The organism is Kribbella sp. WER1 (assembly GCF_054189145.1).
Window position 1 is genome coordinate 3,771,068 of sequence record NZ_CM135186.1, and the last position, 23,382, is coordinate 3,794,449.

Genomic DNA, 23,382 nt, shown 5'->3' on the forward strand with positions numbered 1-23,382 from the left:
CGACGTCCCCGCACACCGCCCTGAAACAGGAGTCGGCATGAGACGTACTGTTGCGCTCGTCCTCGGAGTTCTCCTCCTCGGCATCGGCACCATCACCCCGGCCCACGCCGCGACCCTCGCCCTGACCCCGATCACCACCGGCAACGTGTTCACCGACGGCCAGCCGGTCAAGATCGGCCTGACCACCGACGCCTCGACGGTGACCTGGTCGGCCGCCGACGTCAACGGCGCCGTGGTCGCCTCCGGCAGCCAGGCCGCCGCCAGTACCTTGCAGGTCGCGGTCACCACCCGCGGCTGGTACGACCTGACCGTCCAGGCCGGTACGGCGACCGCCCGGACCACCTTCGCCATCCTCAGCCCGCTCAGTACGGCGCCGGTCGCCGGCCTCACCACGAACCGGGTCGGCGACTTCGAGAGCACCGCCGAAGGCTGGACGTTCTACCCGGGCAGCGAGTACCCCGGCGCGACCGGGAGTTTCGCGCTGGACAGCACCGGAAACCACTCCGGAACAAGTTCCGGAAAACTTTCCGGCGATTTCTCTGCCGGTGGCGCGTACGTCAGCGTCAACCGCCCCCTCCCCTCGGTCGCCGCGACCAGCGTGAGCTTCTGGGCGAAGACGCCGAACCTGTCGTTCCTCACGTTCCGCATGACCGATTCGACCGGTCAGGTCCACCAGCAACGCCTGACGTTGTCAGGGGCAACGGACTGGCAGCCGTTGAGCGTCACCCGGTTCGACGGCGGCAAGCAGTACAGCCACTTCGGCGGCGCGAACGACGGCGTCTGGCACGGCCCGGCCAAGCAGATCGAGATCATCCTCGACAAGGGCGCGATCAGCGGCGCCACGAGCAGCAGCGTCAACCTCGACGACCTCACGCTGAACGCCCCGGCGGCCGCACCCACGACACCGCTCGGCGACTACGAGAGTGCCGCGGAAGGCTGGTCGTTCTACCCGGGCAGCGAGTTCCCCGGCGCGACCGGCAGCCTCAGCTACGACACGGTCGCCCCGGAAGCGGGCGCGCAGTCGGCCAAGCTCAGCGGCGACTTCACCGGTGGCGGCAACTACGTCGCACTGCAGCGCAACTTCGTCCCGATCGACCTCAAAGCCCTTGATCTGTGGGTGAAATCGAGCCAGCTCTCCTCGATCGGTCTGCGGCTCACGGACGCGACCGGCCAGGTCCACCAGCAGCGCCTCGCGATCTCCGGATCGGCCTGGCAGCACCTCAGCGTCAGCCGCTTCGACCAGGGCTCCGGCTACCTGCACTTCGGCGGCGCCGACGACGGCGTCTGGCACGGCCCGGCGAAGGCGATCACGCTCACGTTGGACAAGAGCGCCATCAACGCCAGCGGTACGACGGCGACCGTTAACGTCGATGCGGTCGCCGCGACCACGGCCCCGACGTACCAGGGTGCCGGGACGCACTTCGGCGGTGCATGGAACCAGGACCTGATGCCGGTGCTCGCGCAGTCCGGGGCCCGATCCGCGCGCGACGAGGCGCAGTGGTCCGCCATCGAGACGACCGTCGGAAACTACAGTTTCCCGCCGAAGTTCACGTCCTACCTGCAGTCCTTCCAGTCCAACGGGATCGACCCGCTGCTGATCGCGGACTACGGCAACGCGAAGTACGACGACGTTCCGGACAACATCTTCGACGCACCGTTCACCGACGCCGGACGGGCCGGGTTCGCGAACTACGCCGACCAGCTCGCGACGCAGTACCCGCAGGTGAAGAACATGGCGATCTGGAACGAGTGGGACGTCAACGCCGCCGGCCCGTCGAACTTCACCCCGGACAGCTACCTGGCGTTGCTCAAGGCAACGTATCCGAAGCTGAAGGCGAACCACCCGGGGCTCACCATCATCGGCGGCGGCGACACCGACGTCACGCAACAGGCGTGGTTCCAGCAGTTCTGCCAGCTCGGCGGGCTGAAGTACCTGGACGTCGTCTCGGTGCACCCGTACAACTACCTGAACGCCCCGGAGAGCCTCGGCACGTTCCTCGACCAGGTACGGGCGACGATCCGCCAGTACAACGGCGGTGTCGACAAACCGATCTGGATCACCGAGGCCGGCTGGTACACCGGGGCGGGCAGCGCGGCGCCGGTCAGCGAAGCGACCCAGGCGATGTACGTCGCGCGCGCAATGCTCAACGTCCCTGGGCACGACGCCGACCGGTTCTACCCGTACGACTTCAAGAACGACGGCATCGACCCCGCCAACCAGGAGCACAACTTCGGACTGGTGCACAACGAGGCCGACGCGCTCGGCGCCTACACCCCGAAGCCGTCGTACGTCGCCTTCGCCACGGCCGCTCGGCAGCTCCGCGGGGCGACGTTCCTCGGCAAGGAGTACCCAGGCAACGGGCTGATCGACCAGGTGTACGCCGCCAACGACGGCACCCCGTTCCGCGCGATCTGGGCGGCGTCCGGCGCCAACACCACCGTGACGGTCAACGCCACCGGCCCTGTCCAGGTCACCAGCCTGTACGGCCTCCCGTACACCCTGACCCCGAACGCGAACGGTCAGGCCACCGTCACCGTCGGCACCTGGCCGACCTACATCTCCGGCTCGACCGTGACGTCGGTGACGACCCCCTGAGCCGGGATCGCTCGTGACGGATCAACCCGTGACGAGCGATGCACTGATCGTGGTAGCAGCAGAGCTGCCGGAGGAGCTCGGTGTGATGGCGCACGACACCGAGCTCCCCGCCACGATGGAGAACCACACGGCCGAGTTGCGGAACGTTCCGAAACCGTGTTCCGAACTTTTCCGAACCGCGCCGGTTCGCCCCCGGCGACGACCTGCTCCTCATGCCCGCAGTGCGAGAGCAGGTGATACCGCTCCTGGCCGGGGCGCTATAGTCGGGACTGTCCGCGGGAGCTTGCAGGGAGTGGGCTGAGAGGGTGACTGGGCCGTCACCGACCGCTGAACCTGAATCGGGTAATTCCGGCGTAGGGAGGAGCGGGATGGAATCCGTCTGGGTGAACGGTACGGCGGTCGACGGGCCGGCCGGGCGTTCGGTGGCCGAACTGGTCGCGGAATACTCCGATCGGAGTACCGGGATCGCGGTCGCGGTGAATCAGAACGTGCTGACCAAGGCCGAGTGGGCGCAGACGACAGTGCGGCCGGGCGACCGGGTCGAGATCGTCAGCGCGACGCAGGGAGGCTGAGATGGACGATCCCCTCGAGCTCGGCGGGCGGACGTACGCGTCCCGGCTGATCATGGGCACCGGCGGTTCCGCGAACCTGGAGGTGCTGGAGGAGGCGTTGGTTGCCTCTGGCACCCAACTGACCACGGTCGCGATGCGGCGGCTCGGCACCGGCCACGAGGGCTCGGTGCTCGACGTACTGAAGAAGCACAGCATCGACGTACTGCCGAACACGGCCGGCTGCCACACCGCCGCCGAGGCCGTCCTGACCGCGAAGCTGGCCCGTGAGGCGCTGGAGACCGACCTGATCAAGGTCGAGGTGGTTGCCGACGACCACCTGTTGCTGCCGGACCCGATCGAGCTGCTGGACGCCGTGGACGCCTTGGTGGCCGACGGTTTCACGGTCCTCCCCTATACCAACGACGACCCGATCCTGGCCCGCCGGCTGGAGCAGGCGGGGTGTGCGGCCGTGATGCCGTTGGCCGCACCCATCGGTTCGGCGCTCGGCATCCGGAACCCGCACAACATCGCGCTGATCGCCGAAGCCGCGAACGTCCCGGTGGTCGTCGACGCCGGCATTGGTACGGCGAGTGACGCCGCGCTGGCGATGGAGCTCGGCTGCGACGCGGTGATGCTGGCGACCCCGGTGACCCGCGCCGAGAAGCCCGCGCTGATGGCGGCCGCGATGCGCGACGCGGTCTCCGCCGGCCGGAACGCCCGCCTGGCCGGACGGGTCCCGCGCCGCTGGCAGTCCGCGCTCGCGTCGTCGCCTACAACTGGCCTGCCAGCCTTTTAGCCTCCGCCGCATCCAGCGGCCGATCCAGGAGTACGGCGGTCAACGCCAACGTCAGCTCCTGGTTCGGTTGCAGCGCCAACGATTCGTCCCACGCCAGCGCCGGACACACGCCGACGTACTGCGAGACCCGCAGGAACCACGGCCGGACCTGCTCGGGCTGCACGAGCAGCAGGCTGACCTCGCCCTGCACGAACGCGATCCACGGGCTGGTCGACCCGAACGCCGCCTCCAGCCCTTCACCGTCCGCGCTCAGGACAACGATTTCGGAAAACGGCAACCGCCAGAAGATCCCGCCGTACGCCGCGCCGTCGCGACCGGTCGTCGCCGGGCTATCGATCCGGATCGAGCCGTACCGGGCGGTGAGCACGCTCCGCCAGTCGAGCCGCCAGCCGCCGAGCGCCAGGTCGCCCGTGAGGCTCCGGCGTTCCACCAGCTGCGGGCGGCCCTGTTCGTCGTACCAGGTGATGTCGTCGACGAGTTCGCGATCGTCGACGGTGACGCCGCGGCTGCGTTGCTGGCCGTGGTTCGTGAGCAGGGTCGGGCCTTGCCCGCGGACGTACGTGCGCGCGCCCCAGTGCGACGTCCCGTTCACCTGCGCGACGGCGAGCGAGACGCCGTAGTGGTGCCGGTGGTCGACCGGGCTGACCTGCGTCAACGGATGCCCGCCGAGCGTCCGGACCGGATGCAGGTACGGGCGCGGCGCATGCACCTGCGGCATCCGCCGGCCGAACTCGTACCGGGCGAGCAACCCCGCGGAACTCCCGAGCTCGTACACGTCGCCCTGCCGCTGCCACCCGATCCGGTCGTCCGCCGCCGCGGGTCGCCGCTCCTGCGGCACCGGCCCGGTACTCGCCCGCACCGCCAGCCGCAGCTCCGGTACGTCGTCCACCGCGTCCGACGGCCCCGCGATCGACGCGAGCAATCGCTGCCACGCCAGCTCCCCGAGGTCCTTCTGTGGCACCCGAACGGTCGTCAGCGAAGGTACGGCGAACCGTGCCAGCCCGATGTCGTCCATCCCGGTCACCGACAGATCCGCCGGTACGGCGACCCCGACCTCGTTGAGCCGCGCGAGCAGCCCGAACGCGACCAGATCGTTGAACGCGACCACCGCCGTCGACCGCGACTCGAGCACCCGCTCCATCGCGCCGTACCCGGCCTCGATCGACCAGCCGCACTCCAGCCGGACCAGGTCCAGCCCGGGGATCTCCCGCTCGGCGACCTCGAGCGCGCGGAGCCGCAGCGTGTTCGACGCGGACGCGGCCGGTCCGGACAGGAACGCCAGCCGTCGATGCCCGAGCCCGACCAGGTGATCCACGACGATCCGTACGGCGCGGCCGTAGTCGACCACCACCGACGCGACCTCCGCCGGGCCCTGGCGGTTGACCAGGATGACCGGCTGCACCTGCGGCAGCAGCTCGACCAGCCGCTCCTCGTCCATCCGCGGCGACACCATGATCAACGCGTCGCAGCGCCGCCGGGCCTCGATCGCGATCGCCGCCTCGGCCTCCGGGTCCTCGTCGGTCTCCGCGACCAGCACCTTGTACCCGGCCGCGGCGGAGGCGTTCGTGATGCCGCGCAGAATCTGTTGGAAAAGGGGGTTTCCGAGATCAGGAACAACGAGCGCCACCATGTTCGTCCGGCCGAGCGAGAGGCTCCGGGCCAGGTCGCTCGGGCGGTAGTTCAGCTGCTCGGCCGCGGCCCGGACCCGGGCGACGATCTCGGGTGCGACGCTGAGACGGCCGTTCATCACCCTGGACACGGTCGCCCGCGACACCGACGCTACGCGTGCGACGTCGGCGATCGTGATGGTGTCCTTCGGTGTCCGGCCCACGTCCGTATCCTCTCCCGATGGAAACCGGTTTCTCAACCCCCGGTGTGATCGGATGGACCTACACACCGAACGGAGGAAAAGGTGACAGAACTGGAGTTTCCGCAGGTCCAAGGCGTTGCCCCAGGCAACGGCTATAGCCATGTGGTGACCGGAACCGGCCAGTGGGTGGCGATCTCGGGGCAGGTGGCGCTGGATGCGGACGGGGCGTTCGTCGGGATCGGCGACCCGGGTGCCCAGGCCGAGCAGGTGTTCGCGAACCTCGAGCGCTGCCTCGCGGCGGCCGGTGCGACGTACGCGAACGTGGTGAAGCTGACGTTCTTCGTCACCGACATCGGGTTCCTGCCGGCGATCCGCGTCGTCCGCGACCGGTACCTTCCGGGACCGAAGCCTGCGAGTACGGCGGTGCAGGTCGCGGCGCTGTTCAGCCCCGACGCACTGATCGAGATCGAGGCCTACGCGGTGGTGTGAACGCTCAGCGGAGCAGGTCGACGGCGAGGCGGGCGGCTTCGCCGATGGCGGCGTCCACGCGGGGCTGGCGTACATCGCCGCGAGCCGCGAGGGTGAAGACGGCGAGCGCGTACGCCGATCCGCCCGGCAGCGTGACCACGCCGACCTCGTGGCGGAGCGCGCCGAACGTGCCGGTCTTCCCCGCGACGCGGATGCCGTCGTGCGGGAAGCCGGACGCCAGCCGGTGCAGGAAGATCTGCCGCTGCATGGCCGCCCGGACGAACTCGGTCTGCCCGGGCGACAGCAGTTCACCGGCCCACAGCCGGCGGAGCAGGAACGTCATGTCGCGCGCCGTACTCGCGGAGGCGTTCGCGGCCTCGTAGACACCGGCCGGGTCGGTGCGGTCGTTGTCGGCGAGGACGGCGAGCGCCGCGTCCGGATCGTTGGTCCCGGTACGTCGTTGCAGGTCGCGGAGGTTGCCCGCGGTACCTCGGCGTACCCACGTCCGTTCGAGGCCGAACTCGGTGAGCAGGCCGGCGAGACGACGGAGGCCGACGAGGTCGAGGAGGGCGTCGGCGGAGGCGTTGTCGGAGACGGTCATCATCGAGAGGGCCAGGTCGCGGAGGGACGCGGTGACGGGGTCCGCGAAGAGGGAAAGGCCGGTGGGGCCGGCGGTCTTCGTGGTCGGGTCGATCGTGAGTTGGTGGCGCGGGTCGAGTTCGCCGAGGTCCACGAGGCGGCAGAAGCCGGCGAGCAGCGGGAGCTTGTAGACCGAGGCGAGCGGCACGATTCCGTCCGGGTCGACCTCGACCGTGGCGGACGGGTCGTCCAGCGCGACGGCGTGCAGCCAGCCGCGGACGCCGGCGTCCTCGAACACGCCGCGGATCCGCGCGTTCACGAGGCGAGCGCTTCCGTGAGGTGCTCCATCACGTCGTTCGGACGGAGGAACGGCGTCCGCGTCCGCGACCACACCAGCCGCAGGCGCAACGGGAGTGGATCCCCGGCCAGGCGGTATCGGGCGACGCCGGGCGCAGCCAGCGTGGGATCGGCCGTCACCAGCAGAGCCTGACCCGCCGCGACCATCGCGAGCCCGGCCCGCTCGTCCGTCACCACCACCGTCCCACCGCCCGGCCGATGCAACGCCACCGTGTCCACAAACAGATCCCGCGCCGCCGGCGCCTCCGCCCGAGGCCGCACCGCCACCGGCAACCCCTTCAACTCCCGCAACCCCACCACCTCATGCAAGCTGTTGGAGAAGGCCGCACGCCCCGACTTACCTCCATCCACGGCGCGCTCGTCTCCCGCACCCCCGCTAACGGCACGCCCGCCACCCGCACCACGCCCGCCGCGGTCGGCACGGTCGGCACGATCAGCGCGGTCGCGTTCGCCGGCCCGAGGGGCGCGTCGGGCGGCCGCCAACGCTTCGCCCAGGTCCTGCACGTCGTCGCCGCCACGGACCCGGCGGCCGAGGTCGCCCGCCGTCTGCGGCACGAGGGCCCAGGTCGGCAGCAGCACCACGCAGCCGGCTTCCAGGCCGTCTAGGACTGTTGGGTGTTGTACGACGGCGAGCGTGAGTCGGCCGGTGCCTACCTGGTTGACCAGTGTGCTGGTGGGGGACGTGACCACCGTGACTCGGCTGCCGGGGATGGAGGCGGCGCAGGCGGCCGCGAGCGCCGCGCCGGCGGCGGGTGGGACTTCCGGGGTCAGGCCGAGACGGATTTCCGGGCCTTCGGGGTCGCGGGAGACGGCGGCCTGGTGGAGCTCTTCCAGCGAGGTGAGGGCGCGGCGGGCGTACGGCAGCAGGGCGGCACCAGCCGCGGTGAGTTCGACGCTGCCGGCGCCACGTTCGAAGAGCTTGGCGCCGACGAGGGACTCGAGCCGACGCAACCCCTGGGACAGCGGTGGCTGGGTGATGCCCACGACCCGGGCCGCGTCACCGAAGTGCTGCTCCTCGGCCAAGGCAACGAAGATCTGCAGATGACGCTCAGTCAGCATCAGGACCCCGCTGACCTGCAGTGATATCTCCAGACAATCGGTGCATGCCCAAGAGCATATTCGACAGGTGTGGCCGCCCTCCCCTTGACTGCAAGCCCAGGGACGACGAGAGGAGACGAGCGTGAAGGTGAGCAGGAGAGGCATGCTGGCCGGCGCGGCCGCCGTCGGAGCGGTTGGCGTGGTCGGCTTCGAAGGACAGGCAACCGCCGAGGTCAAGCGAGAGCCCGTGGAGCTGACCTGGTTCGGCACGCACGCGTGGGAGATCCGCTGCGGCAAGGCCGTCGTACTGACGGACCCGTGGTTGACGCGCTTCAAGACCGGCACGTTCACCCCGGAGGGCGCCGACCCGAAGACCAAGCTGGTCATCAAGCCGGCCGTGATCGACAAGTACCTCAGCACCGCGGACGCGATCCTCGTCCACCACGGCCACTACGACCATATGGCCGACGTCCCGTACGTCGCGCAGAAGACCCAGGCGACCGTCCTCTGCACCGAGACCCACGCGAACCTGCTCCGCGCGATGAAGACCCCGGGCGATCTGCTCTCACCGGTCCGTGGCGGCGAGTACCTCCCGTTCGACGGGTTCGCGATCGAGGTCTTCCCGTCGCTGCACTCCTGCGGCGGCACGCGCCACACGTACGCCTACCCGGGCTACCGGTACGCCGTCCCGCCGCGCCCGCGGGTCATCGAGGACCTGGTCGAAGGCGGCACGCTCGCGTTCGTGATCACGATCGGCGGCCTCCGGATCCTCAGCCTCAGTACGGCGAACTTCGACCCGATCGCGCTCCGCGACCTGCAGGTGGACGTCGTACTCGCGGCACCGGGCGGCGAGCCGGGCATCACCGACCGGCTCCTGCAGACGCTCAAGCCCGTCCGCAAGGTCGTCGCGACCCACTGGGACGACTTCGACCAGCCGCTCGACGAGCCTGGCGTCCCGTGGACCGACCTGACTCCGCTGCGGACCTCGGTCCAGAAGGCCGGCGCCGAGTTCGTCGTCCTGGATCACCTGCAGAAGGTCACGCTCTGACCCGGTAGTGGTACCGCGAGACCGTCCGGAACCCGAGCCGTTCGTACAGCGCCCGCGCCGGCCCGTTGCTCTCGACAACCTGCAGCCAGACCCGGCCGATCCCCAACGTGCTTGCCTCATGCAACAACCCGTGGATGACCGACTGCGCCAGCCCCTGGCGCCGATGGCCCGGGTCGACCGCGAGGCAGTACAGCCCGGCCCAGTCGTCGACGAGCGCGAGCCGGCCGATCGCCTTGACGGGTTCGCCGGACGGGATCACGGCGTACAGCGCCCGCGCCCGGTTCAGGATCTGCCGGGCGGCGGCCTGTGCGGCGGATCCGCCGCGGCCGTCGACGGCCCACCAGAAGTCCATCCAGGCGTCGTCGGGCGCGGCGGAAATATTCACCGGTGCGGCCGGTTCGCCGAGGTGTGCGAGGACGTCGGCGACCTCGGCGCCCATCACCCAGCGTCGGGTTCCGGACTTCGTATCCGCGAGCGGCGAGCCGGTCGTCGAGGTCGTCGGGCTGGGCCGCCGGGCCGACCTGGAAGGACGGCGCGATGTCGTGCGCGAGGTACAGGTTCTCCACGTAGTCCAAGGCTTTTCCGAGGTCGAACGGCGCGCCCTTGGGGAGCACGGAGTTCGCTCGGAGGGTGACGCCGGCGTTGCGTCGGACCACCCAGCCGTCGAGTTCGGTACTGTCGGCGGCGGGCCAGCCCTGGTTCATCAGGGTGTCGATTCGAGCTGCGGCGATCACTCCACCAAGCGTAGAACCGGCCGGATCGAATTGCAATGAAATGGATAGTTATTCATAGATCGCGGATCGCGTCGGCGAGCAGGTCGATGCCTTCGACAACCTCGCTCCGGCTCAGCGATCCGTACCCGAAGACCAGCCCGGCCGGCCCGTCTCCGGCCAGCCAGTATGGCGCCAGCCCGTACACCCCGAGCCCCCGCTCCAGCGCCGCGTCCTGCAACGCCACCTCGTCCAGCCCCGGCGGCAACCAAGTCATCACGTGCAGCCCGGCGGACACCCCGACCGGCTCCAGCTCCGGAACCCGCGCGGCCAGCCGTTCGACCAGTGTGTCCCGCAGCTCCCGGTACCGCGGCCGCATCCGCCGCAGATGCCGGTCGAACTCGCCGTGCGCGACGAAGTCCGCGAACGCCAACTGGTCCAGCACCGGCGACCCGCGATCGTCCATCAGCTTCGCCTGCGTCATCGGCTCGACCAGCGACGACGGCAGGATCAGCCACCCCAGCCGCAGCCCGGGCGCCAGCGTCTTCGACGCGGTCCCGGCGTACGCGACCCGATCCGGCGCCAGGCCCTGCAGCGCACCGATCGGCTCCCGGTCGTACCGGTACTCCGCGTCGTAGTCGTCCTCGATCACGAGCCCACCCCACGCGACCAGCGCGGCCCGCGTCTCGGCCGACGCCACCGCCCCGGTCGGGAACTGGTGCGCGGCCGTCACCAGTACGACGTCCGCGCCGGAGCGCGTCAGCGCCGCCACGTCGAGGCCGGTCGCCAGCATCGGTACGCCGACGACCTCGATCCCGGACGCCTCCGCGACCTCGCGCAGGTCGTTGTCGGACGGATCCTCGACCGCGAGCCGTTTGTAGCCTTGGGCAACCAGCACCTGCAGCAGCAGCCGCGAGCCCTGCGCGAAACCGTTGCAGATCATCATGTTCTCCGGACGCGCCGCCGTACCGCGGACCCGGTTCAGGTAGTCGGAAAGCGCCGTCCGAAGTTCGAGCGTGCCGCGTCCGTCGATGTAGGCGAGGCTGCGGTTCGGGGTCTCGTTCAGGACCCGCCGGACCGAGCGGAGCCAGGCGGCGCGCGGGAACTGCGACACGTCCGGCTTGCTGTACCGGAAGTCGATCCGCGGCGGACCGGCCGTGGGCCGGGCCGTGGCCGACGGGGAGATCACGGCGATGTCCGCGACCAGCGTGTAGCCGCCGCCCCGGCTGATCAGGTAGCCCTCGGCGACGAGCTGCTGGTACGCCTCGACGACCACGCCGCGGGACAGGCCGAGGTCCTGCGCGAGCGCGCGCGTCGACGGCATCACGGTCTCGGCGCGCAGCAGGCCCGCCCGGATCCGGGTCCGGATCGCGCTCTCGAGCTGCTGGTGCAGCGGTACGCCGTTGTCCCGGTGCAGCTCGACGAGGAGTTCGCCGGCTCCGGAACTGGTCCTCATTCGGCTCACAGAACTGGACCTTATCGGCGTACCGCCGCGCTGTCAGGGTGGTGACCACCACCGATTCACCAGGGGAGATGACGATGACCGAGATGCTGCGCAGTGGGGACGCCGGGTACGACGAGGCGCGGACCGTGTGGAACGCGATGATCGACCGGCGGCCGGCCGTCGTCGCCCGGTGCTCGAGCACCGCGGACGTCGCGGAAGCGGTCCGCTACGGACGCAAGGCCGGTCTGGAGATCGCGGTCCGCTGCGGCGGGCACAACATCGCCGGGCTCGCGGTCCCGGACGGCGGGCTGATGATCGACCTGACCCCGATGAACGCGGTCCGGGTGGACCCGGAGGCGCGCCGGGCGTGGGTGCAGGGCGGGGCGCTGCTGGGCGAGCTGGACCGGGCGGCGCAGGAGTACGGGCTGGCGACCACGGCGGGCAACGTCTCGCACACCGGCGTCGGCGGGCTGACGCTCGGCGGCGGGATGGGCTGGCTGGCCCGGCGGTGCGGGCTGGCCTGCGACAACGTCGTCTCGTACGAGGTCGTCACCGCGGACGGCTCCGTGGTGACCGCGAGCGCCGACGAGAACCCCGAGCTGTTCTGGGGCCTGCGCGGCGGTGGCGGGAACTTCGGGATCGTGACGTCGTTCGAGTTCCGGCTGCACAGGGTCGGGACGCGCGCGCTGATCGTCGAGTTCACGTACCCGTCGGCGGCCGGTGTCGACGTACTGCGGGGCTGGCGGGAGCTGAACGCGACGGCGCCGCGGGAGGCGACGTTCACCGCGGCGATCTCCGCCGACTCGGTGACCGTCGGATACATCTGGGTCGGCGAGGGTGGGGACGAGTTGCTGCCGGCGTTCCGGGCGCTCGGGCCGGTCACGGGCGAGGTCGTCGAGGAGACGACGTACCTGAAGCTGCAGACGCGGGACGACAGCCTGCAGGGCCACCGGTACCGGCGGTACTGGAAGGGGCACTACTTCAAGTCGCTGCCCGACGAGGTGATCCGGGCGCTGGTGGACAACCCGGGCGTCGGCGCGAGCCTGCAGGCGTACGGCGGCGCGATCGCCGAGGTGCCGGACGGCGACGCGGCGTTCAGCCACCGGGACACGCTGTTCGAGTTCGTCACCGCGACCCGCTGGGAGGACCCGGCCGAGGACGAGGCCAAGATCGAGATGCTCCGCTCGTACGCGGCCACGCTGGCGCCGTACGCCGGTGGCCTGTACGTGAACACGCTCAACGAGGACCCCATCCAGCGCGCGTTCCCGCCCGCGAAGCTCGAGCGGCTCGTCGCGCTCAAGACGGCGTACGACCCGGAGAACGTCTTCCACCTGAACCAGAACATCCGTCCGGCACGCGGCATGATGGTGGTGTGACGACTGAGCTGACGCCGGAACTGGCCGCGACGATCGAGGAAGGGTTCGCACGCCGGGACCGGGCGAACATGGGCCCGACGATCGCGTTCTTCGAGAAGCTGCTCGGCGAGCACCCGGACAACCCATACGTGCTGTACGAGGTCGGCGGGTCGTACGACACCGCCGGGCAGGAGGAGACCGCGGTCGGGTACTACGAGCGCGCGCTGCCCGGGCTGTCCGGCGAGACCCGCCGCAAGTGCCTGGTGCAGTACGGCAGCACGCTGCGGAACCTCGGCCGCTTCGACGAGTCGCTGGCGCTGTTCAAGAAGGCGTGCGCGGAGTACCCGGAATCGGACTCGCTGCGCGTCTTCAAGGCGCTCACGCTGCACGCGGGCGGCCACCAGGACAAGGCGCTCGCCACGCTGCTGCTGGTGATCGCCGACAAGGTCGACTCCCCCGAGATCAAGCGCTACGAGGCCGCGATCCGCGGCAACGCCGAATACCTCTCGGGACTCTAGTTCTTGCGGGCGAGGCCGCCGTAGATGGCGTCGCGGACGCCGGGCTCGGGCTCCTCGTCGACGCGGCCGCCCGGGACGTGCCAGTCGACCAGCCGGACGACGCCCGGATCGAGGATCTCCATCCCGCCGAACAGCGAGGAGATCTGCTCGACCGACCGGAACGCCAGCGTCGGGAACGCGTGCTTGATCTTCTCCTGCAGCTCGGTGACGAGCGCGTCGACCGCGCCGCCGTCGCCCGGCTTGCACGCGTGTGTGATCGCGAGGAACGACCCCGGCGGCAGCGCCTCGACGTACTGCCGGGCAACCGCCAGCGTCTCGTCGTAGTCGGCGATGTGGTGCAGCATCAGCGCCATCACCAGCGCGACCGGCTCACCGGCGGACAGCAGGTCCGCGATCGGCGGCTCGGCCAGCACCTCGGCCGGCTTGGTGAGGTCCGCCGCGACGAACTGGGTCCGGTCGTTGTCGAGCAGCAACGCCCGCCCGTGGGCGACCACCGACGGGTCGTTGTCGACGTACACCACCAGCGCCTCGGCGTTCGCCCGCTGGGCGATCTGGTGGGTGTTCTCGGCGGTCGGCAGCCCGGAGCCGGCGTCGATGAAGCGCCGGACCCCGCGCTCCTCGGCCAGCCAGGTGACGACCTCCTTGAGCCAGCGCCGGTTGGCCCGCGCCCACTCCGGCGCCTCCGGCGCGACCTTCATGATCTGCCGGTACAGCTCCCGGTCGGCCTCGTAGTTGTCCTTGCCGCCGAGGAAGTAGTCGTAGACCCGCGCGACGCTCGGGTGCGCGGTGTCGATACCGAACGCGACCAGCCCACCGTCGTACCTCGGCTGATCGGTCACGCTGTCTCCTCACGTCAGGTCTCGTCCGAGCCTAACGCACGGAGCGTCAGCGTTTCACCACGGCGTGTTCAATCCTTGTCAAACCTCAACATTCACAGGGTTTTCAGCAGGCACAGGCGACGCCGAGGGGCGCGCTCAGCGGGTCGGACGCGCGCCGTTCGATGCCGGCCGCGGTCTCGATCGGACCACCTTCGCGGACCCAGTACTCGAAGCCGCCGATCATCTCCTTCACCGGGTACCCGAGCCGCGCGAACGCGAGCGCCGCCTGGGTCGCGGCGTTGCATCCCGGACCCCAGCAGTACGTCACCACGGTCGCCCCGTCCGGTACGACGGCGGCCGCCGTACGCTCGGTGATCTCGCGGTGCGGCAGGTGCACCGCGCCCGGTACGTGGCCCTGGTCCCAGCTCTCCTGGCTGCGGCTGTCGATCAGCACCCAGCCGGTCACGCCGGCCCCGATGTCCGCGGCGACGTCGGCCGCGTCCGTCTCGTACGCCAGCCGCCCGGCGAAGTGCGCGACGGCGGCCTCATCGATCTGCTTGGTCATGACGCCCAGCGTCGGGGATTCCGCCGTGCACCGACAGTGGCAGGAATGCCCTACTGCATCAAGATTCAGCCGCGACGGATCTTCGACCGCGCCCGGGCCACCTTGATCGCCTGCTTCAGCGTGTCCACGTCGTACGCGCCGTAGTGCCGCTGCCCGTTCACGAAGAACGTCGGCGTCCCGGAGACACCGCTGGTGTCCGCGGACTCGACGTCCTGCGCGACCCGCGCGGCGGCCACGTGCCGCTTGACCTCGTCGTGCAACCGATCGGTGTCCAGACCGAGCCGTTCCGCGTAGCTCATCAGGTCCTTCGGCTGCAGGTTCTCCTGGTGCGCGAGCAGCAGGTCGTGCATCTCCCAGAACGCGCCCTGCGCCGCGGCCCCCTCCGCGAACTCGGCCGCGATCTGCGCGCGCGGGTGCACGTCGGACAGCGGCAGGTGCCGCCAGACGAAGCGCAGGTCGTCGTCCTGCAAGATGTCGCGGACGATCGGCTCGGCGAGCCCGCAGTACGGGCACTCGAAGTCGCCGTACTCGACCAGCGTCACCGACGCCTCCGCCGGGCCGCGGATGTGGTCGCGGTCCGGGTCGACCGGGTCCGTCAGGTCGAGCAGTTGCTCCGCGTCACCGAGCAGCGCGAGCGCCTTCCGCGGCGGCGACAGCAGCTTGGCGGCGCGGAACACCGCCCAGGTCAGCGCGGACGCCACGATCACCGCGGACAGCAGGCCGACCTTTGCCTCGGCCAACTGGTCGCCGTCGAACGCGATCGTTGCAATCAGCAACGAGACGGTGAAGCCGATGCCGGCGATCGTGCCGCTGCCGAGCACCGAGGCCCAGCCGACTCCCGGGCGGACCCGTCCGCCGGTGACCCGTTCGAGCAGCCAGGAGATCCCGGTCACCGCGATCGGCTTGCCGACGACGTACCCGAGCAGGATGCCGAGCGTGATCGGCGAGCTGAAGGCGCGGCCGAGGAACCCGGCGTCGATCGTCACGCCGGCGTTCGCGAGGCCGAACAGCGGGACGATCAGGTAGCTCGTCCACGGGTGGTAGAGGAACTGCAGGCGTTCGTTCGGCGAGATCGTCGTGGTCAGGCCGACCGTCGCGGAGCGCGCCAGCTCCGGCGTCGGCTGCTCGCGGAACAGCCGGAACAGGCCGGTCGCCTCCTCGAGTTCCTCACGACCGGGCGAGTACGCCGGCGCCGTCAGGCCGATCGCCAGCCCGGCGACGACCGGGTCGACCCCGCTCTTCAGCAGGAAGGCCCACATGAGGACGCCGAGAACGACGTACACCCAGGATTTGCGGACCTTGAGCAAGGCGAGGGCGAGGACGACGGCGAACGCGACGACGGCCAGTACGAGCGGGACCAGCTTCACGTCCGCGCTGTAGACGACCGCGATCACCACCAGCGCGAGCAGATCGTCGACCACGAACACCGTGAGCAGGAACACGCGGACGCGATCCGGTACGCCGCGACCGACCAGCGCGAGCAGCCCGAGCGCGAGCGCGGTGTCCGTCGACATCGCCACACCCCACCCGTGGGCGCCCGGCCCGCCGCCGTTGAACGCCGTATAGATCAGTACCGGCGCGACCATGCCCGCGACGCCTGCGAGCATCGGCAGCACGAACCGGCTGCGCTCCCGCAGATCGCCGAGGTCGAACTCCCGCCGCGCCTCCAGCCCCACCACCAGGAAGAACAGCGTCATCAGCCCGCTGTTGATCCACTCCCGAAGGTCCAGCGCGAGCTCGTGCCCTCCGAGCCCCAAGGAGAAGTCGGTCCGCCAGACCGCGTCGTACGTACCCGGCGCCACATTCGCCCACACCAGGGCAGCGACGATCGCCGCCGCCAGCACCCCGGAACTGCCCGCCTCGGTCCGCAGAAACGCCCGCAACGGCGCCGCGAACTCCCGCCGCCAGTCGGTCCGCCCGCCCAACAGACCAGCCACGTCCGCCATGAACACACTGTAAATGGAGGGCCTTGATTCTTGGGGCGGCTAACACTCTTCGGGCCTCGGCCTGCATGATGTGCGGTGCCCGACTGCAGTCCATGCCCTGGAGATTCCAGTGACTGAGCCCGATCTCGCCAACTCCGCGGACACGTTCGCCCGGTTGGCAATCGAGCTGCACGATGCGCCCGGTGTCGAGGAGACGATCGATGCGGTGGTGCAGTTCGCCCAGCAGGCGTTGAGCTGCACGTATGCCGGTGTCGCCCTGTACACGCGCGGTTCGCAGGCCGAGATCGCCGCGGTGACCGATCCGGTGGTGACCGCGTTCTACGAACGGCAGATCGCCACCGAGAGTGGCCCGCTGATCACGGCGCTGCGAGAACGGACGGTAGTCCTGATCCAGGACACCGCGTCCGACGCGCGCTGGCCCCAGCTCGGTGCGGATTCGCCGGCGATCCGGAGCGTTCTCGACGTACCGTTGGCCACCGGTGACGCAGCGCGACGGACGGTCGGGGTGCTCGGGCTGTACGGCGCCGAGCCGGGCGCGCTGACCGCCGACGACGAGGCGATCGCGTACGTCCTCGCGCAGCACGCGTCGGTCGCGGTGGCGTCCGCGCGGCACGAGGAGACGATGGCGCAGGCGGTCGACGCCCGGAAGCTGGTCGGCCAGGCGATGGGGATCCTGATGGAACGCTTCGACGTGGACGGCGACCGCGCGTTCGCGATCCTCAAGCGGTACTCGCAGGACACCAACACCAAACTGCGCGACGTCGCGCAGCAGCTCATCGATACGCGCAAACTCCCACACTGACAACGATCTGACACCGTTGTCCGCACGCGGTACCGGGCAAACCGTTGCATACTGCGAGATGAGCTTGACGCCGGGACTTGTGCGGCCAGTACTGCGGGCCGGGTCACGTCCCGGCGCCACAAGCCTTGGGCATCGCCTAATCTGAACGGCATGGGTGAGTGGCGGCCGTTGGCGGGGCCATCGAGGCAGGTCGCGCTGGAGATCCTGCTCGACGGGCCCTTGTCGCGCGCTGAGCTGTCCCGGCGGGTCGGCCTGTCGCCCGGGAGTCTGACCCGGCTGACGAAGCCGATGGTGGAGTCGGGGCTGCTGGTCGAGGTCGAGGGCGGTCCCACCGACGCCCGGGTCGGCCGCCCGTCGCAGCCGCTCGACCTGGACGCGAACGCGCACCACTTCGCGGGCATCAAGCTCACCGGCGACTCCGCGATCGGCGTCCTGACCACCCTGCGTGCCGACGTACTGGCCAGCGTCGAGCGCCCGATCGTCGACCAGACCCCGTCGGCCGTCGCGGACCTGGTCCTCGAGATCACCGACGAACTCCAGCTCCAGGTCCCGGGCGGCCGGCCGCTGACCGGGCTCGGCGTCTCGATCGGCGGCCGGATCGCGAACCGCTCCGAGGTCCGCTGGGGCCCGTACCTGAACTGGGTCGACGTACCGTTCGGCGACATCCTGGCCGCGCACACCGCGGTCCCGATCGTGCTCGCGAACGACCTGACCTCGCTCACCGAGGCCACCCACTGGTTCGGTGAGGGACGGAACTCGGACCGCTTCATCCTGGTCACGGTCGGCGCCGGCGTCGGCTACGGGCTGGTCGTCCACAACCAGGTCGTGGACAGCCCGGACGTCACGCTCGGCCTGATCGGGCACTACCCGCTGCTCCCCGACGGCCCGCTGTGTGACCGCGGCCACCGCGGCTGCGCGCTCAGCCTGCTGACCGTCGGCGCGATCACCAGCCAGCTCGGCACGGCGCTCGGCCGGACGGTCGGGTACGACGAGGCGCTGGATCTCGCGGCGAAAGGCGATCCCGCCGCGCGCGAGGTGGTCGGGCGCGCGGGCCGCGCACTGGGCAAGCTGATCGCGGCGGCCGCGAACTTCACCTTGCCGGAGCTGGTGGTCCTCGGTGGCGAAGGCATCCGGCTGGCCGAGGTCGCCCACGAGGACCTGCTGGCCGGGCTGCACGCCGACCGGCACCCGTCGGCGGCCGAGCTGCCGATGGTGATGCAGCCCGCCGACTTCAGCGAATGGGCCCGGGGCGCGGCAGTGGTGGCGATCCAGACCTTCGTCCTCGGAACGTCGCAGTAACTGTCTATTCTTCAATAGTCAGTTACACTCGTGGCCATGATGAGGCGATGGCTGGAGGGCTGGCGGCTGTGCCGCGGCCTGGAGCCGGTGATCGAGTACCCCGACGCGTACGTCGCCGTACTGCGGTTGCCGGGACGTGACCGCGAACTGTTCACCCGGACGGACGACCCCGCGACGGTGCACCGGCTGGCGACCGGCCTGCCGGAGGACACCTGGCTGACGGTCACCACGCGGACCCCGGATCGGATCACCGGCCAGCTGGTGGCCGCAGGCACCCATCCGTTCCCCGAGCACAACACGCTGATGTCGATCGACCTGCGCCCGGGCGCGCAGGCGGTTGACGGGTATCTGCTGAAGCTCACGTCCGAAGGGCCGCTCGACCACGTGCACCTGGTGACCTCGGACGGCGTCGTCGCCGCGCGCGGTAGGGCGGCCGTCGTCGGAGCGGATGCCGTGATGCACGACATCCAGACGGATCCGGCGTACCGGCGGCGCGGGCTCGGGAGCGTGGTGATGGGCGCGCTGGCTGGGCGAGCGATCGACCGGGGCGCACGGACCGGACTGTTGATGGCGACCGCCGACGGCTTCCAGCTGTACCGTCGCCTCGGCTGGACCGCCGAGGCGACAATGGTGACGGCGTCAGGTGCTCGTCTTGGCCCGGTGCGCGGCGACCTTGGTGCGGTTCTGGCAGGCGGTTGAGCAGAAGCGCTGGGTGCGGTTCCGCGTCGAGTCCAGGAACAGGTCGTCGCAGCGCACCGCCGCACACCGGCGTACCCGCTCCAGCTCTTCGCTGCCGAGCAGCATCGCGACCGCGGTGGCGAACTCGGCCAGCCACCCGGCCGCGGCGTCCGGGCTACCGAAGTGCAGGTGCCACGGTTCGCCCACGGCTCGGGTCAGTTGCGGCGCCGCCTTGGTCTGCTGCAGCAGTTGATTGACGAGCGGGACCGCCCGGTCGACGTCCGGCAGGCTGCCGAGCGCGTCGTACAGCGTCTTCGCACCGGTCGCGTAGTCGGCGGGATCGACGACCGGCGGGCGCTTGGTGGTCAGCCGCAGTACGGCGTCCACCGCGGCCGCGTCGACCGCGCGCGCCGGACGGCCCTGCCGCTCGGCGGATCCGAAGGTGTTCGCGAGCGCGATCGCGGCGGTCAGCGAGTCCTTCAGGTGATCGGTGGCTTCCACCGGACCAGTATCCGCGAAAGTTCGGTGCGGCGGGCGAATTCATTCACCGGGATGAGGTCCGTCATACCAGGGTCGTAGTCGGTGCCGGCAGACATCCGCCCGCACTCCGATGATGCCGATAGTTGCCAGAAACAACAATGATCGGCATGTACCTCGTGCAGTCCCACCACCGCCCGGCAACCCGTGGGATCGCCGGACTGGCCGAAGCGATCGTCGATCTGTCCGCCGTCCGGGAAAATGTCCGAAACTTCCGAAAGCGTGTTCCGCAGCAGCTGATGGCGGTCGTCAAGGCCGACGCCTTCGGCCACGGCGCCGTACCGGTCGCCCGGGCCGCGGTCGAGGCAGGCGCGAGCTGGCTCGGCGTCGCGCACGCCGACGAGGCGCTGCAGCTCCGCGCGGCCGGGCTGCGGGTCCCGATCCTGACCTGGCTGTACGACGCCGCCGAACTGATGCTGCTCGGCGACGTCGACGTCGACGTCAGCGTGTCAACGGTTTCCGAACTGCAGCGTGTGGTGTCCACACCGTCCGTCCAGCACGTCCACCTGAAACTGGACACCGGACTCCACCGGGCCGGCAGTACGCCTGACCAGTGGATCGAGCTCACCCGAACGGCGGCGCACTACGAGGCGCTCGGCGCCGTCACGGTCCGCGGGATCTGGTCGCACCTGTCGCACGGCAGTTCCGCCGACGCCGTCGAGAGCACGCGCCAGCTGCAGTTCCTGCGGACCGGGGTGGGCCTCGCACGGCGGGCCGGGCTGCGGCCGGACGTCGTCCACCTGGCGAACTCGGCCGGGTCGCTGACGCTCGACGCGCCGGACACCGACCTGGTCCGGCTCGGCGCCGGCCTGTACGGGATCGACGAGCTCGGCATCGGATTGCGCCCGGCGATGCGGTTGGTGACCAAGCTCGCCCAGGTACGCCGGATCCGCGCCGGCGAAGGGGTTTCGTACGGCCACGACTTCGTCGCCGACCGGGACACCACGATCGGCCTGGTCCCGATCGGGTACGCCGACGGCATCCCGCGGGTCGCCGGACGGCGCGCGAGCGTGTGGTGCCACGGCGTACGGATGCCGGTGGTCGGCCGGATCGCGATGGACCAGTTCGTCGTCGACGCCGGCAACCACCCGGTCGAACCAGGCACCCCCGTAACAATCTTCGGCCCCGACACCTCCGGCTCCGCCCCCGGCATCTCCGGGGAGCCGACGGTTGTGGAGTGGGCTGACTGGGCGGGCACCATCCCGCACGAGATCTACTGCGGCATCGGCCACCGCATCCCCCGACGCTACGAGGAAGGTGCGCGATGAAGGTCGCGATCGTGATGGGCGGCGCGAGCCCGGAACACCAGGTGTCCCTGGCCAGCGGCCGGGGAATCGCGAAGGCCGTCGAAATCCTCGGCCACACAGCGATTCCGCTGGTGATCGATGCCAACGGCAACTGGACCGACGGACAGCACGAGGCGATCGAGATCCTGCAGGCGTGCGACGTCACGATCCCCGCCCTGCACGGCGAAGGCGGCGAAGACGGCCGCCTGCAAGGGTTCTTCGACTCTCTAAACATCCCGTACGTCGGCAGCGGCGTCGCGGCCAGCGCGGTCGGGCTGGACAAACACCTGACCAAGGCGATCCTCACGGCGCACGGCATCCCGGTCACGCCCGGCGTCACCCTGCGCGGAACCGACCTCACCGACACCGAGGCGATGCTGCAGAAGCTGAAGGTGGCCGGCTTGGACTACCCGCTGTTCGTGAAGCCCGCGAACGGCGGATCCAGCTTCGGCGTCACCCGCGCGACGGACCTCCCGTCCTTGCTGACCGCGATCGCCGACGCCGCGCCGGACGTGCTGGTCGAGCGCGAGATGGTCGGCCGCGAGATCGACCTCGCCGTACTGGAGTTCCCGGACGGTCGCGTCGACACCGCGCCCGCGCTGGAGATCCACCCGGATCCGGAGCAGCCGTTCTTCAACGCGACCGCGAAGTACGACAGCAGCGCGACCCGGTTTGTCGTACCGGCACCGCTCGACGCCGACCTCGCGGCGCGGTTGCGCAGTACGGCGATCGAGGTCTTCGAGGTACTCGGCTGCGCGGGGCTGGCGCGGGTGGACTTCTTCGTCCCGGCGGACGGACGGCCGGTGGTGAACGAGATCAACACGTTCCCCGGGTTCACGCCCGCCTCGCAGTTCCCGCGGATGTGGGCGGCCGCCGGGCTGTCGTACGCAGAGGTCGTCGACACCCTGATCCGGACGGCGGTGGCGCGCGGATGACCGTACTGCTGAGCGACGACCGGATCACCGCGATCCCGGCGGTCGAGAGCGGCGAGCCGCTGGTCGACCTGTTCACCCGCGGGCTGGCGACGATCGGGCAGCAGTTCGCGCGGGAGAGTGTCGCGGACCGGCTCGCGGTGGCCGACACGTTCCTGCCGGCCGGGATCCGGTTGCAGATCGTCGAAGGTCTCCGGCCGGTGGAGAGCCAGCGCGAGATCTACGACGGGTACTGCGCCGAGCTCCAGCGGCTGCATCCGGGGATCTCGGACGCCGACGTCCGCGTACTGGCCAGCCGGTTCGTGTCGCCGATCGAGGTGGCGCCGCATGTCGCCGGCGCCGCGGTCGACCTGACGCTGCTCGGCGCGCACGGGCCGCTCGACCTGGGGACGCCGATCGACGCGACCCCCGAACAGAGCGACGGCGCCTGCTTCTTCGCGGCGGCGAACATCAGCCGCGAGGCCCGGACGAACCGCGCACTGCTGGCCGACGTACTCACCTCTGCCGGGCTGGTGAACTACCCGACCGAGTGGTGGCACTGGTCGTACGGCGACCGGTACTGGGCGTTCGTCGAGGACCGGCCGAGCGCGCTCTACGGTCCGGCGTACAGCATGCGCTGATAGGCGCTGCCTATCGGGTGATAGGCAGCGTTGCTTTGACTGCGGGCCATTGGCGACGGAATGTTGTATACATGAATGAGGTCATGGTCACCGCCCGCGTCCGCGCACGACGCGTCCGCGAGATCGCCGCGGGGCTGGCCGATCTGCGCGGCCCCTTGTTGCCGATCCTGCATGCGGTCCAGGAAGAACTCGGGTATGTCGACCAGCCGGACGTGGCGGTGATCGCCGACGTCCTGAACGTCGCGGTCGCCGAGGTCCACGGCGTCGTCACGTTCTACAAGGACTTCCGGCGTACTCCGGCCGGCCGGACGACGGTTTCCATCTGCCAGGCCGAGGCGTGTCGTGCCGCCGGTGCGGTGCCGCTCGGGGAGCACGCCCAGCGGTCGATCGGCTGCTCGTTCGGGGAGACGACCGCCGACGGACGGATCACGCTGGACGAGATCTACTGCTTCGGCAACTGCGCGTTGGGACCGGCCGTGCAGATAGCCGGCAGGCTGCACGGCCGGGTGACGCCGGGCAGGCTGGACGCCCTGCTCGGGGAGGCCCGATGACGACGCCGCCCAGCACGCGCGATCCTCGGGATGTGCCCGTCGTCCACGTCTATGTACCGAAGGACTCGGCTGCGCGTT

Annotated in this window: 22 protein-coding genes and 2 pseudogenes; 14 read left to right on the plus strand and 10 right to left on the minus strand. The window is 70.3% G+C overall.

The window, feature by feature from the left end:
* Window positions 1–37: 37 nt before the first annotated feature.
* From ACXJJ3_RS18210 to ACXJJ3_RS18220, 3 genes are all read left to right on the plus strand, one after another.
* Window positions 38–2,596, plus strand: a complete 2,559-nt coding sequence (locus ACXJJ3_RS18210) for a glycosyl hydrolase (protein WP_458171361.1) — start codon at window positions 38–40, stop codon at window positions 2,594–2,596.
* Between the two features lie 368 nt (window positions 2,597–2,964).
* Window positions 2,965–3,168: a sulfur carrier protein ThiS gene (gene thiS / locus ACXJJ3_RS18215; protein WP_458171362.1), complete on the plus strand. Its 204-nt coding sequence runs from the start codon at window positions 2,965–2,967 to the stop codon at window positions 3,166–3,168.
* A 1-nt stretch (window position 3,169) separates the two neighbouring features.
* The gene (locus ACXJJ3_RS18220) at window positions 3,170–3,943 is read left to right on the plus strand and encodes a thiazole synthase (protein ID WP_458171364.1); all 774 of its coding nucleotides are present in this window, start codon (window positions 3,170–3,172) and stop codon (window positions 3,941–3,943) included.
* On the opposite strand, the gene ACXJJ3_RS18225 is transcribed toward ACXJJ3_RS18220, so the two are convergent.
* Complete coding sequence (locus tag ACXJJ3_RS18225) at window positions 3,918–5,774, minus strand: DUF6807 family protein (RefSeq protein ID WP_458171365.1); 1,857 nt, start codon at window positions 5,772–5,774, stop codon at window positions 3,918–3,920. The genes ACXJJ3_RS18220 and ACXJJ3_RS18225 overlap by 26 nt on opposite strands.
* Window positions 5,775–5,855: 81 nt before the next feature.
* Here ACXJJ3_RS18225 and ACXJJ3_RS18230 point away from each other — a divergent pair, with 81 nt between their 5' ends.
* Window positions 5,856–6,242, plus strand: coding sequence for a RidA family protein (locus ACXJJ3_RS18230; protein ID WP_458171366.1), 387 nt, complete (start codon window positions 5,856–5,858; stop codon window positions 6,240–6,242).
* A gap of 4 nt (window positions 6,243–6,246) precedes the next feature.
* Here the strand turns inward: ACXJJ3_RS18230 and ACXJJ3_RS18235 are convergent, their stop codons facing one another.
* Together ACXJJ3_RS18235 and ACXJJ3_RS18240 are read right to left on the minus strand one after the other, a co-directional pair.
* Window positions 6,247–7,119, minus strand: a complete 873-nt coding sequence (locus ACXJJ3_RS18235) for a serine hydrolase (protein ID WP_458171367.1) — start codon at window positions 7,117–7,119, stop codon at window positions 6,247–6,249.
* Window positions 7,116–8,216: a LysR family transcriptional regulator gene (locus ACXJJ3_RS18240; protein WP_458171368.1), complete on the minus strand. Its 1,101-nt coding sequence runs from the start codon at window positions 8,214–8,216 to the stop codon at window positions 7,116–7,118. Before ACXJJ3_RS18240 ends, ACXJJ3_RS18235 begins: the two co-directional genes overlap by 4 nt.
* A 121-nt stretch (window positions 8,217–8,337) precedes the next feature.
* Here ACXJJ3_RS18240 and ACXJJ3_RS18245 point away from each other — a divergent pair, with 121 nt between their 5' ends.
* A complete protein-coding gene (locus ACXJJ3_RS18245) occupies window positions 8,338–9,243 on the plus strand; it encodes an MBL fold metallo-hydrolase (RefSeq protein ID WP_458171369.1) in 906 nt (301 codons plus the stop codon).
* Here ACXJJ3_RS18245 and ACXJJ3_RS18250 read toward each other — a convergent pair.
* The 3 genes and pseudogenes from ACXJJ3_RS18250 to pdxR all read right to left on the minus strand — a co-directional run.
* Window positions 9,233–9,691: pseudogene (locus ACXJJ3_RS18250) on the minus strand (GNAT family N-acetyltransferase); the annotation flags it as partial. The gene ACXJJ3_RS18245 and the pseudogene ACXJJ3_RS18250 sit on opposite strands and share 11 nt — an antisense overlap.
* Window positions 9,692–9,773: 82 nt before the next feature.
* Window positions 9,774–9,947 (minus strand): annotated as a pseudogene (locus ACXJJ3_RS18255) (GNAT family N-acetyltransferase, cg3035/Rv0428c family); the annotation flags it as partial.
* Between the two features lie 82 nt (window positions 9,948–10,029).
* The gene (gene pdxR, locus ACXJJ3_RS18260; RefSeq protein ID WP_458171371.1) at window positions 10,030–11,409 is read right to left on the minus strand and encodes a MocR-like pyridoxine biosynthesis transcription factor PdxR; all 1,380 of its coding nucleotides are present in this window, start codon (window positions 11,407–11,409) and stop codon (window positions 10,030–10,032) included.
* A gap of 83 nt (window positions 11,410–11,492) precedes the next feature.
* Between pdxR and ACXJJ3_RS18265 the strand changes: the two genes are divergently transcribed.
* Window positions 11,493–12,773, plus strand: coding sequence for an FAD-binding oxidoreductase (locus ACXJJ3_RS18265; protein ID WP_458171373.1), 1,281 nt, complete (start codon window positions 11,493–11,495; stop codon window positions 12,771–12,773).
* Window positions 12,770–13,270 carry a tetratricopeptide repeat protein gene (locus tag ACXJJ3_RS18270; RefSeq protein ID WP_458171375.1) on the plus strand — a complete coding sequence of 167 codons (501 nt, stop codon included), beginning with the start codon at window positions 12,770–12,772 and terminating at the stop codon, window positions 13,268–13,270. Before ACXJJ3_RS18265 ends, ACXJJ3_RS18270 begins: the two co-directional genes overlap by 4 nt.
* On the opposite strand, the gene ACXJJ3_RS18275 is transcribed toward ACXJJ3_RS18270, so the two are convergent.
* The 3 genes from ACXJJ3_RS18275 to nhaA form a co-directional block, all read right to left on the minus strand.
* Complete coding sequence (locus tag ACXJJ3_RS18275; protein ID WP_458171376.1) at window positions 13,267–14,109, minus strand: SAM-dependent methyltransferase; 843 nt, start codon at window positions 14,107–14,109, stop codon at window positions 13,267–13,269. The two genes, ACXJJ3_RS18270 and ACXJJ3_RS18275, sit on opposite strands and share 4 nt — an antisense overlap.
* A gap of 103 nt (window positions 14,110–14,212) precedes the next feature.
* Entirely contained in the window at window positions 14,213–14,653 is a 441-nt protein-coding gene (locus ACXJJ3_RS18280; protein WP_458171377.1) for a rhodanese-like domain-containing protein, read from the minus strand.
* A 65-nt stretch (window positions 14,654–14,718) separates the two neighbouring features.
* Complete coding sequence (gene nhaA, locus ACXJJ3_RS18285) at window positions 14,719–16,599, minus strand: Na+/H+ antiporter NhaA (RefSeq protein WP_458171378.1); 1,881 nt, start codon at window positions 16,597–16,599, stop codon at window positions 14,719–14,721.
* Between the two features lie 109 nt (window positions 16,600–16,708).
* Here nhaA and ACXJJ3_RS18290 point away from each other — a divergent pair, with 109 nt between their 5' ends.
* The 3 genes from ACXJJ3_RS18290 to ACXJJ3_RS18300 all read left to right on the plus strand — a co-directional run bounded on the left by ACXJJ3_RS18290 (window position 16,709) and on the right by ACXJJ3_RS18300 (window position 19,399).
* Window positions 16,709–17,401 (plus strand): GAF and ANTAR domain-containing protein, encoded by a 693-nt coding sequence (locus ACXJJ3_RS18290; protein ID WP_458171379.1) that lies wholly within the window; start codon window positions 16,709–16,711, stop codon window positions 17,399–17,401.
* Window positions 17,402–17,551: 150 nt separating this feature from the next.
* Entirely contained in the window at window positions 17,552–18,700 is a 1,149-nt protein-coding gene (locus ACXJJ3_RS18295) for an ROK family transcriptional regulator (RefSeq protein WP_458171380.1), read from the plus strand.
* Between the two features lie 36 nt (window positions 18,701–18,736).
* On the plus strand, window positions 18,737–19,399 hold the full coding sequence (locus ACXJJ3_RS18300; protein WP_458171381.1) for a GNAT family N-acetyltransferase: 663 nt from the start codon (window positions 18,737–18,739) through the stop codon (window positions 19,397–19,399).
* Here the strand turns inward: ACXJJ3_RS18300 and ACXJJ3_RS18305 are convergent.
* Window positions 19,340–19,879: a CGNR zinc finger domain-containing protein gene (locus ACXJJ3_RS18305; RefSeq protein WP_458171382.1), complete on the minus strand. Its 540-nt coding sequence runs from the start codon at window positions 19,877–19,879 to the stop codon at window positions 19,340–19,342. The genes ACXJJ3_RS18300 and ACXJJ3_RS18305 overlap by 60 nt on opposite strands.
* Window positions 19,880–20,025: 146 nt before the next feature.
* On the opposite strand from ACXJJ3_RS18305, the gene alr reads away from it, so the two are divergent.
* From alr to ACXJJ3_RS18325, 4 genes are all read left to right on the plus strand, one after another.
* Entirely contained in the window at window positions 20,026–21,183 is a 1,158-nt protein-coding gene (gene alr / locus ACXJJ3_RS18310) for an alanine racemase (RefSeq protein ID WP_458171383.1), read from the plus strand.
* Window positions 21,180–22,136 carry a D-alanine--D-alanine ligase family protein gene (locus ACXJJ3_RS18315; RefSeq protein ID WP_458171384.1) on the plus strand — a complete coding sequence of 319 codons (957 nt, stop codon included), beginning with the start codon at window positions 21,180–21,182 and terminating at the stop codon, window positions 22,134–22,136. Before alr ends, ACXJJ3_RS18315 begins: the two co-directional genes overlap by 4 nt.
* Window positions 22,133–22,753 carry a M15 family metallopeptidase gene (locus ACXJJ3_RS18320; protein ID WP_458171385.1) on the plus strand — a complete coding sequence of 207 codons (621 nt, stop codon included), beginning with the start codon at window positions 22,133–22,135 and terminating at the stop codon, window positions 22,751–22,753. The genes ACXJJ3_RS18315 and ACXJJ3_RS18320 overlap by 4 nt, the downstream gene beginning before the upstream one ends.
* A 71-nt stretch (window positions 22,754–22,824) precedes the next feature.
* Window positions 22,825–23,304: an NAD(P)H-dependent oxidoreductase subunit E gene (locus ACXJJ3_RS18325; RefSeq protein ID WP_458171387.1), complete on the plus strand. Its 480-nt coding sequence runs from the start codon at window positions 22,825–22,827 to the stop codon at window positions 23,302–23,304.
* Window positions 23,305–23,382 lie beyond the last annotated feature (78 nt).

Excerpts from the sequence above, each read along its gene's own strand:
- ACXJJ3_RS18210 (WP_458171361.1), top strand. The coding sequence starts at position 38 with ATGAGACGTACTGTTGCGCTCGTCCTCGGAGTTCTCCTCCTCGGCATC.
- thiS (WP_458171362.1), top strand. The coding sequence starts at position 2,965 with ATGGAATCCGTCTGGGTGAACGGTACGGCGGTCGACGGGCCGGCCGGG.
- ACXJJ3_RS18220 (WP_458171364.1), top strand. The coding sequence starts at position 3,170 with ATGGACGATCCCCTCGAGCTCGGCGGGCGGACGTACGCGTCCCGGCTG.
- ACXJJ3_RS18240 (WP_458171368.1), bottom strand. The coding sequence starts at position 8,216 with ATGCTGACTGAGCGTCATCTGCAGATCTTCGTTGCCTTGGCCGAGGAG.
- pdxR (WP_458171371.1), bottom strand. The coding sequence starts at position 11,409 with ATGAGGACCAGTTCCGGAGCCGGCGAACTCCTCGTCGAGCTGCACCGG.
- ACXJJ3_RS18265 (WP_458171373.1), top strand. The coding sequence starts at position 11,493 with ATGACCGAGATGCTGCGCAGTGGGGACGCCGGGTACGACGAGGCGCGG.
- ACXJJ3_RS18280 (WP_458171377.1), bottom strand. The coding sequence starts at position 14,653 with ATGACCAAGCAGATCGATGAGGCCGCCGTCGCGCACTTCGCCGGGCGG.
- nhaA (WP_458171378.1), bottom strand. The coding sequence starts at position 16,599 with ATGGCGGACGTGGCTGGTCTGTTGGGCGGGCGGACCGACTGGCGGCGG.
- ACXJJ3_RS18295 (WP_458171380.1), top strand. The coding sequence starts at position 17,552 with ATGGGTGAGTGGCGGCCGTTGGCGGGGCCATCGAGGCAGGTCGCGCTG.
- ACXJJ3_RS18300 (WP_458171381.1), top strand. The coding sequence starts at position 18,737 with ATGATGAGGCGATGGCTGGAGGGCTGGCGGCTGTGCCGCGGCCTGGAG.
- alr (WP_458171383.1), top strand. The coding sequence starts at position 20,026 with ATGTACCTCGTGCAGTCCCACCACCGCCCGGCAACCCGTGGGATCGCC.
- ACXJJ3_RS18315 (WP_458171384.1), top strand. The coding sequence starts at position 21,180 with ATGAAGGTCGCGATCGTGATGGGCGGCGCGAGCCCGGAACACCAGGTG.
- ACXJJ3_RS18320 (WP_458171385.1), top strand. The coding sequence starts at position 22,133 with ATGACCGTACTGCTGAGCGACGACCGGATCACCGCGATCCCGGCGGTC.
- ACXJJ3_RS18325 (WP_458171387.1), top strand. The coding sequence starts at position 22,825 with ATGAATGAGGTCATGGTCACCGCCCGCGTCCGCGCACGACGCGTCCGC.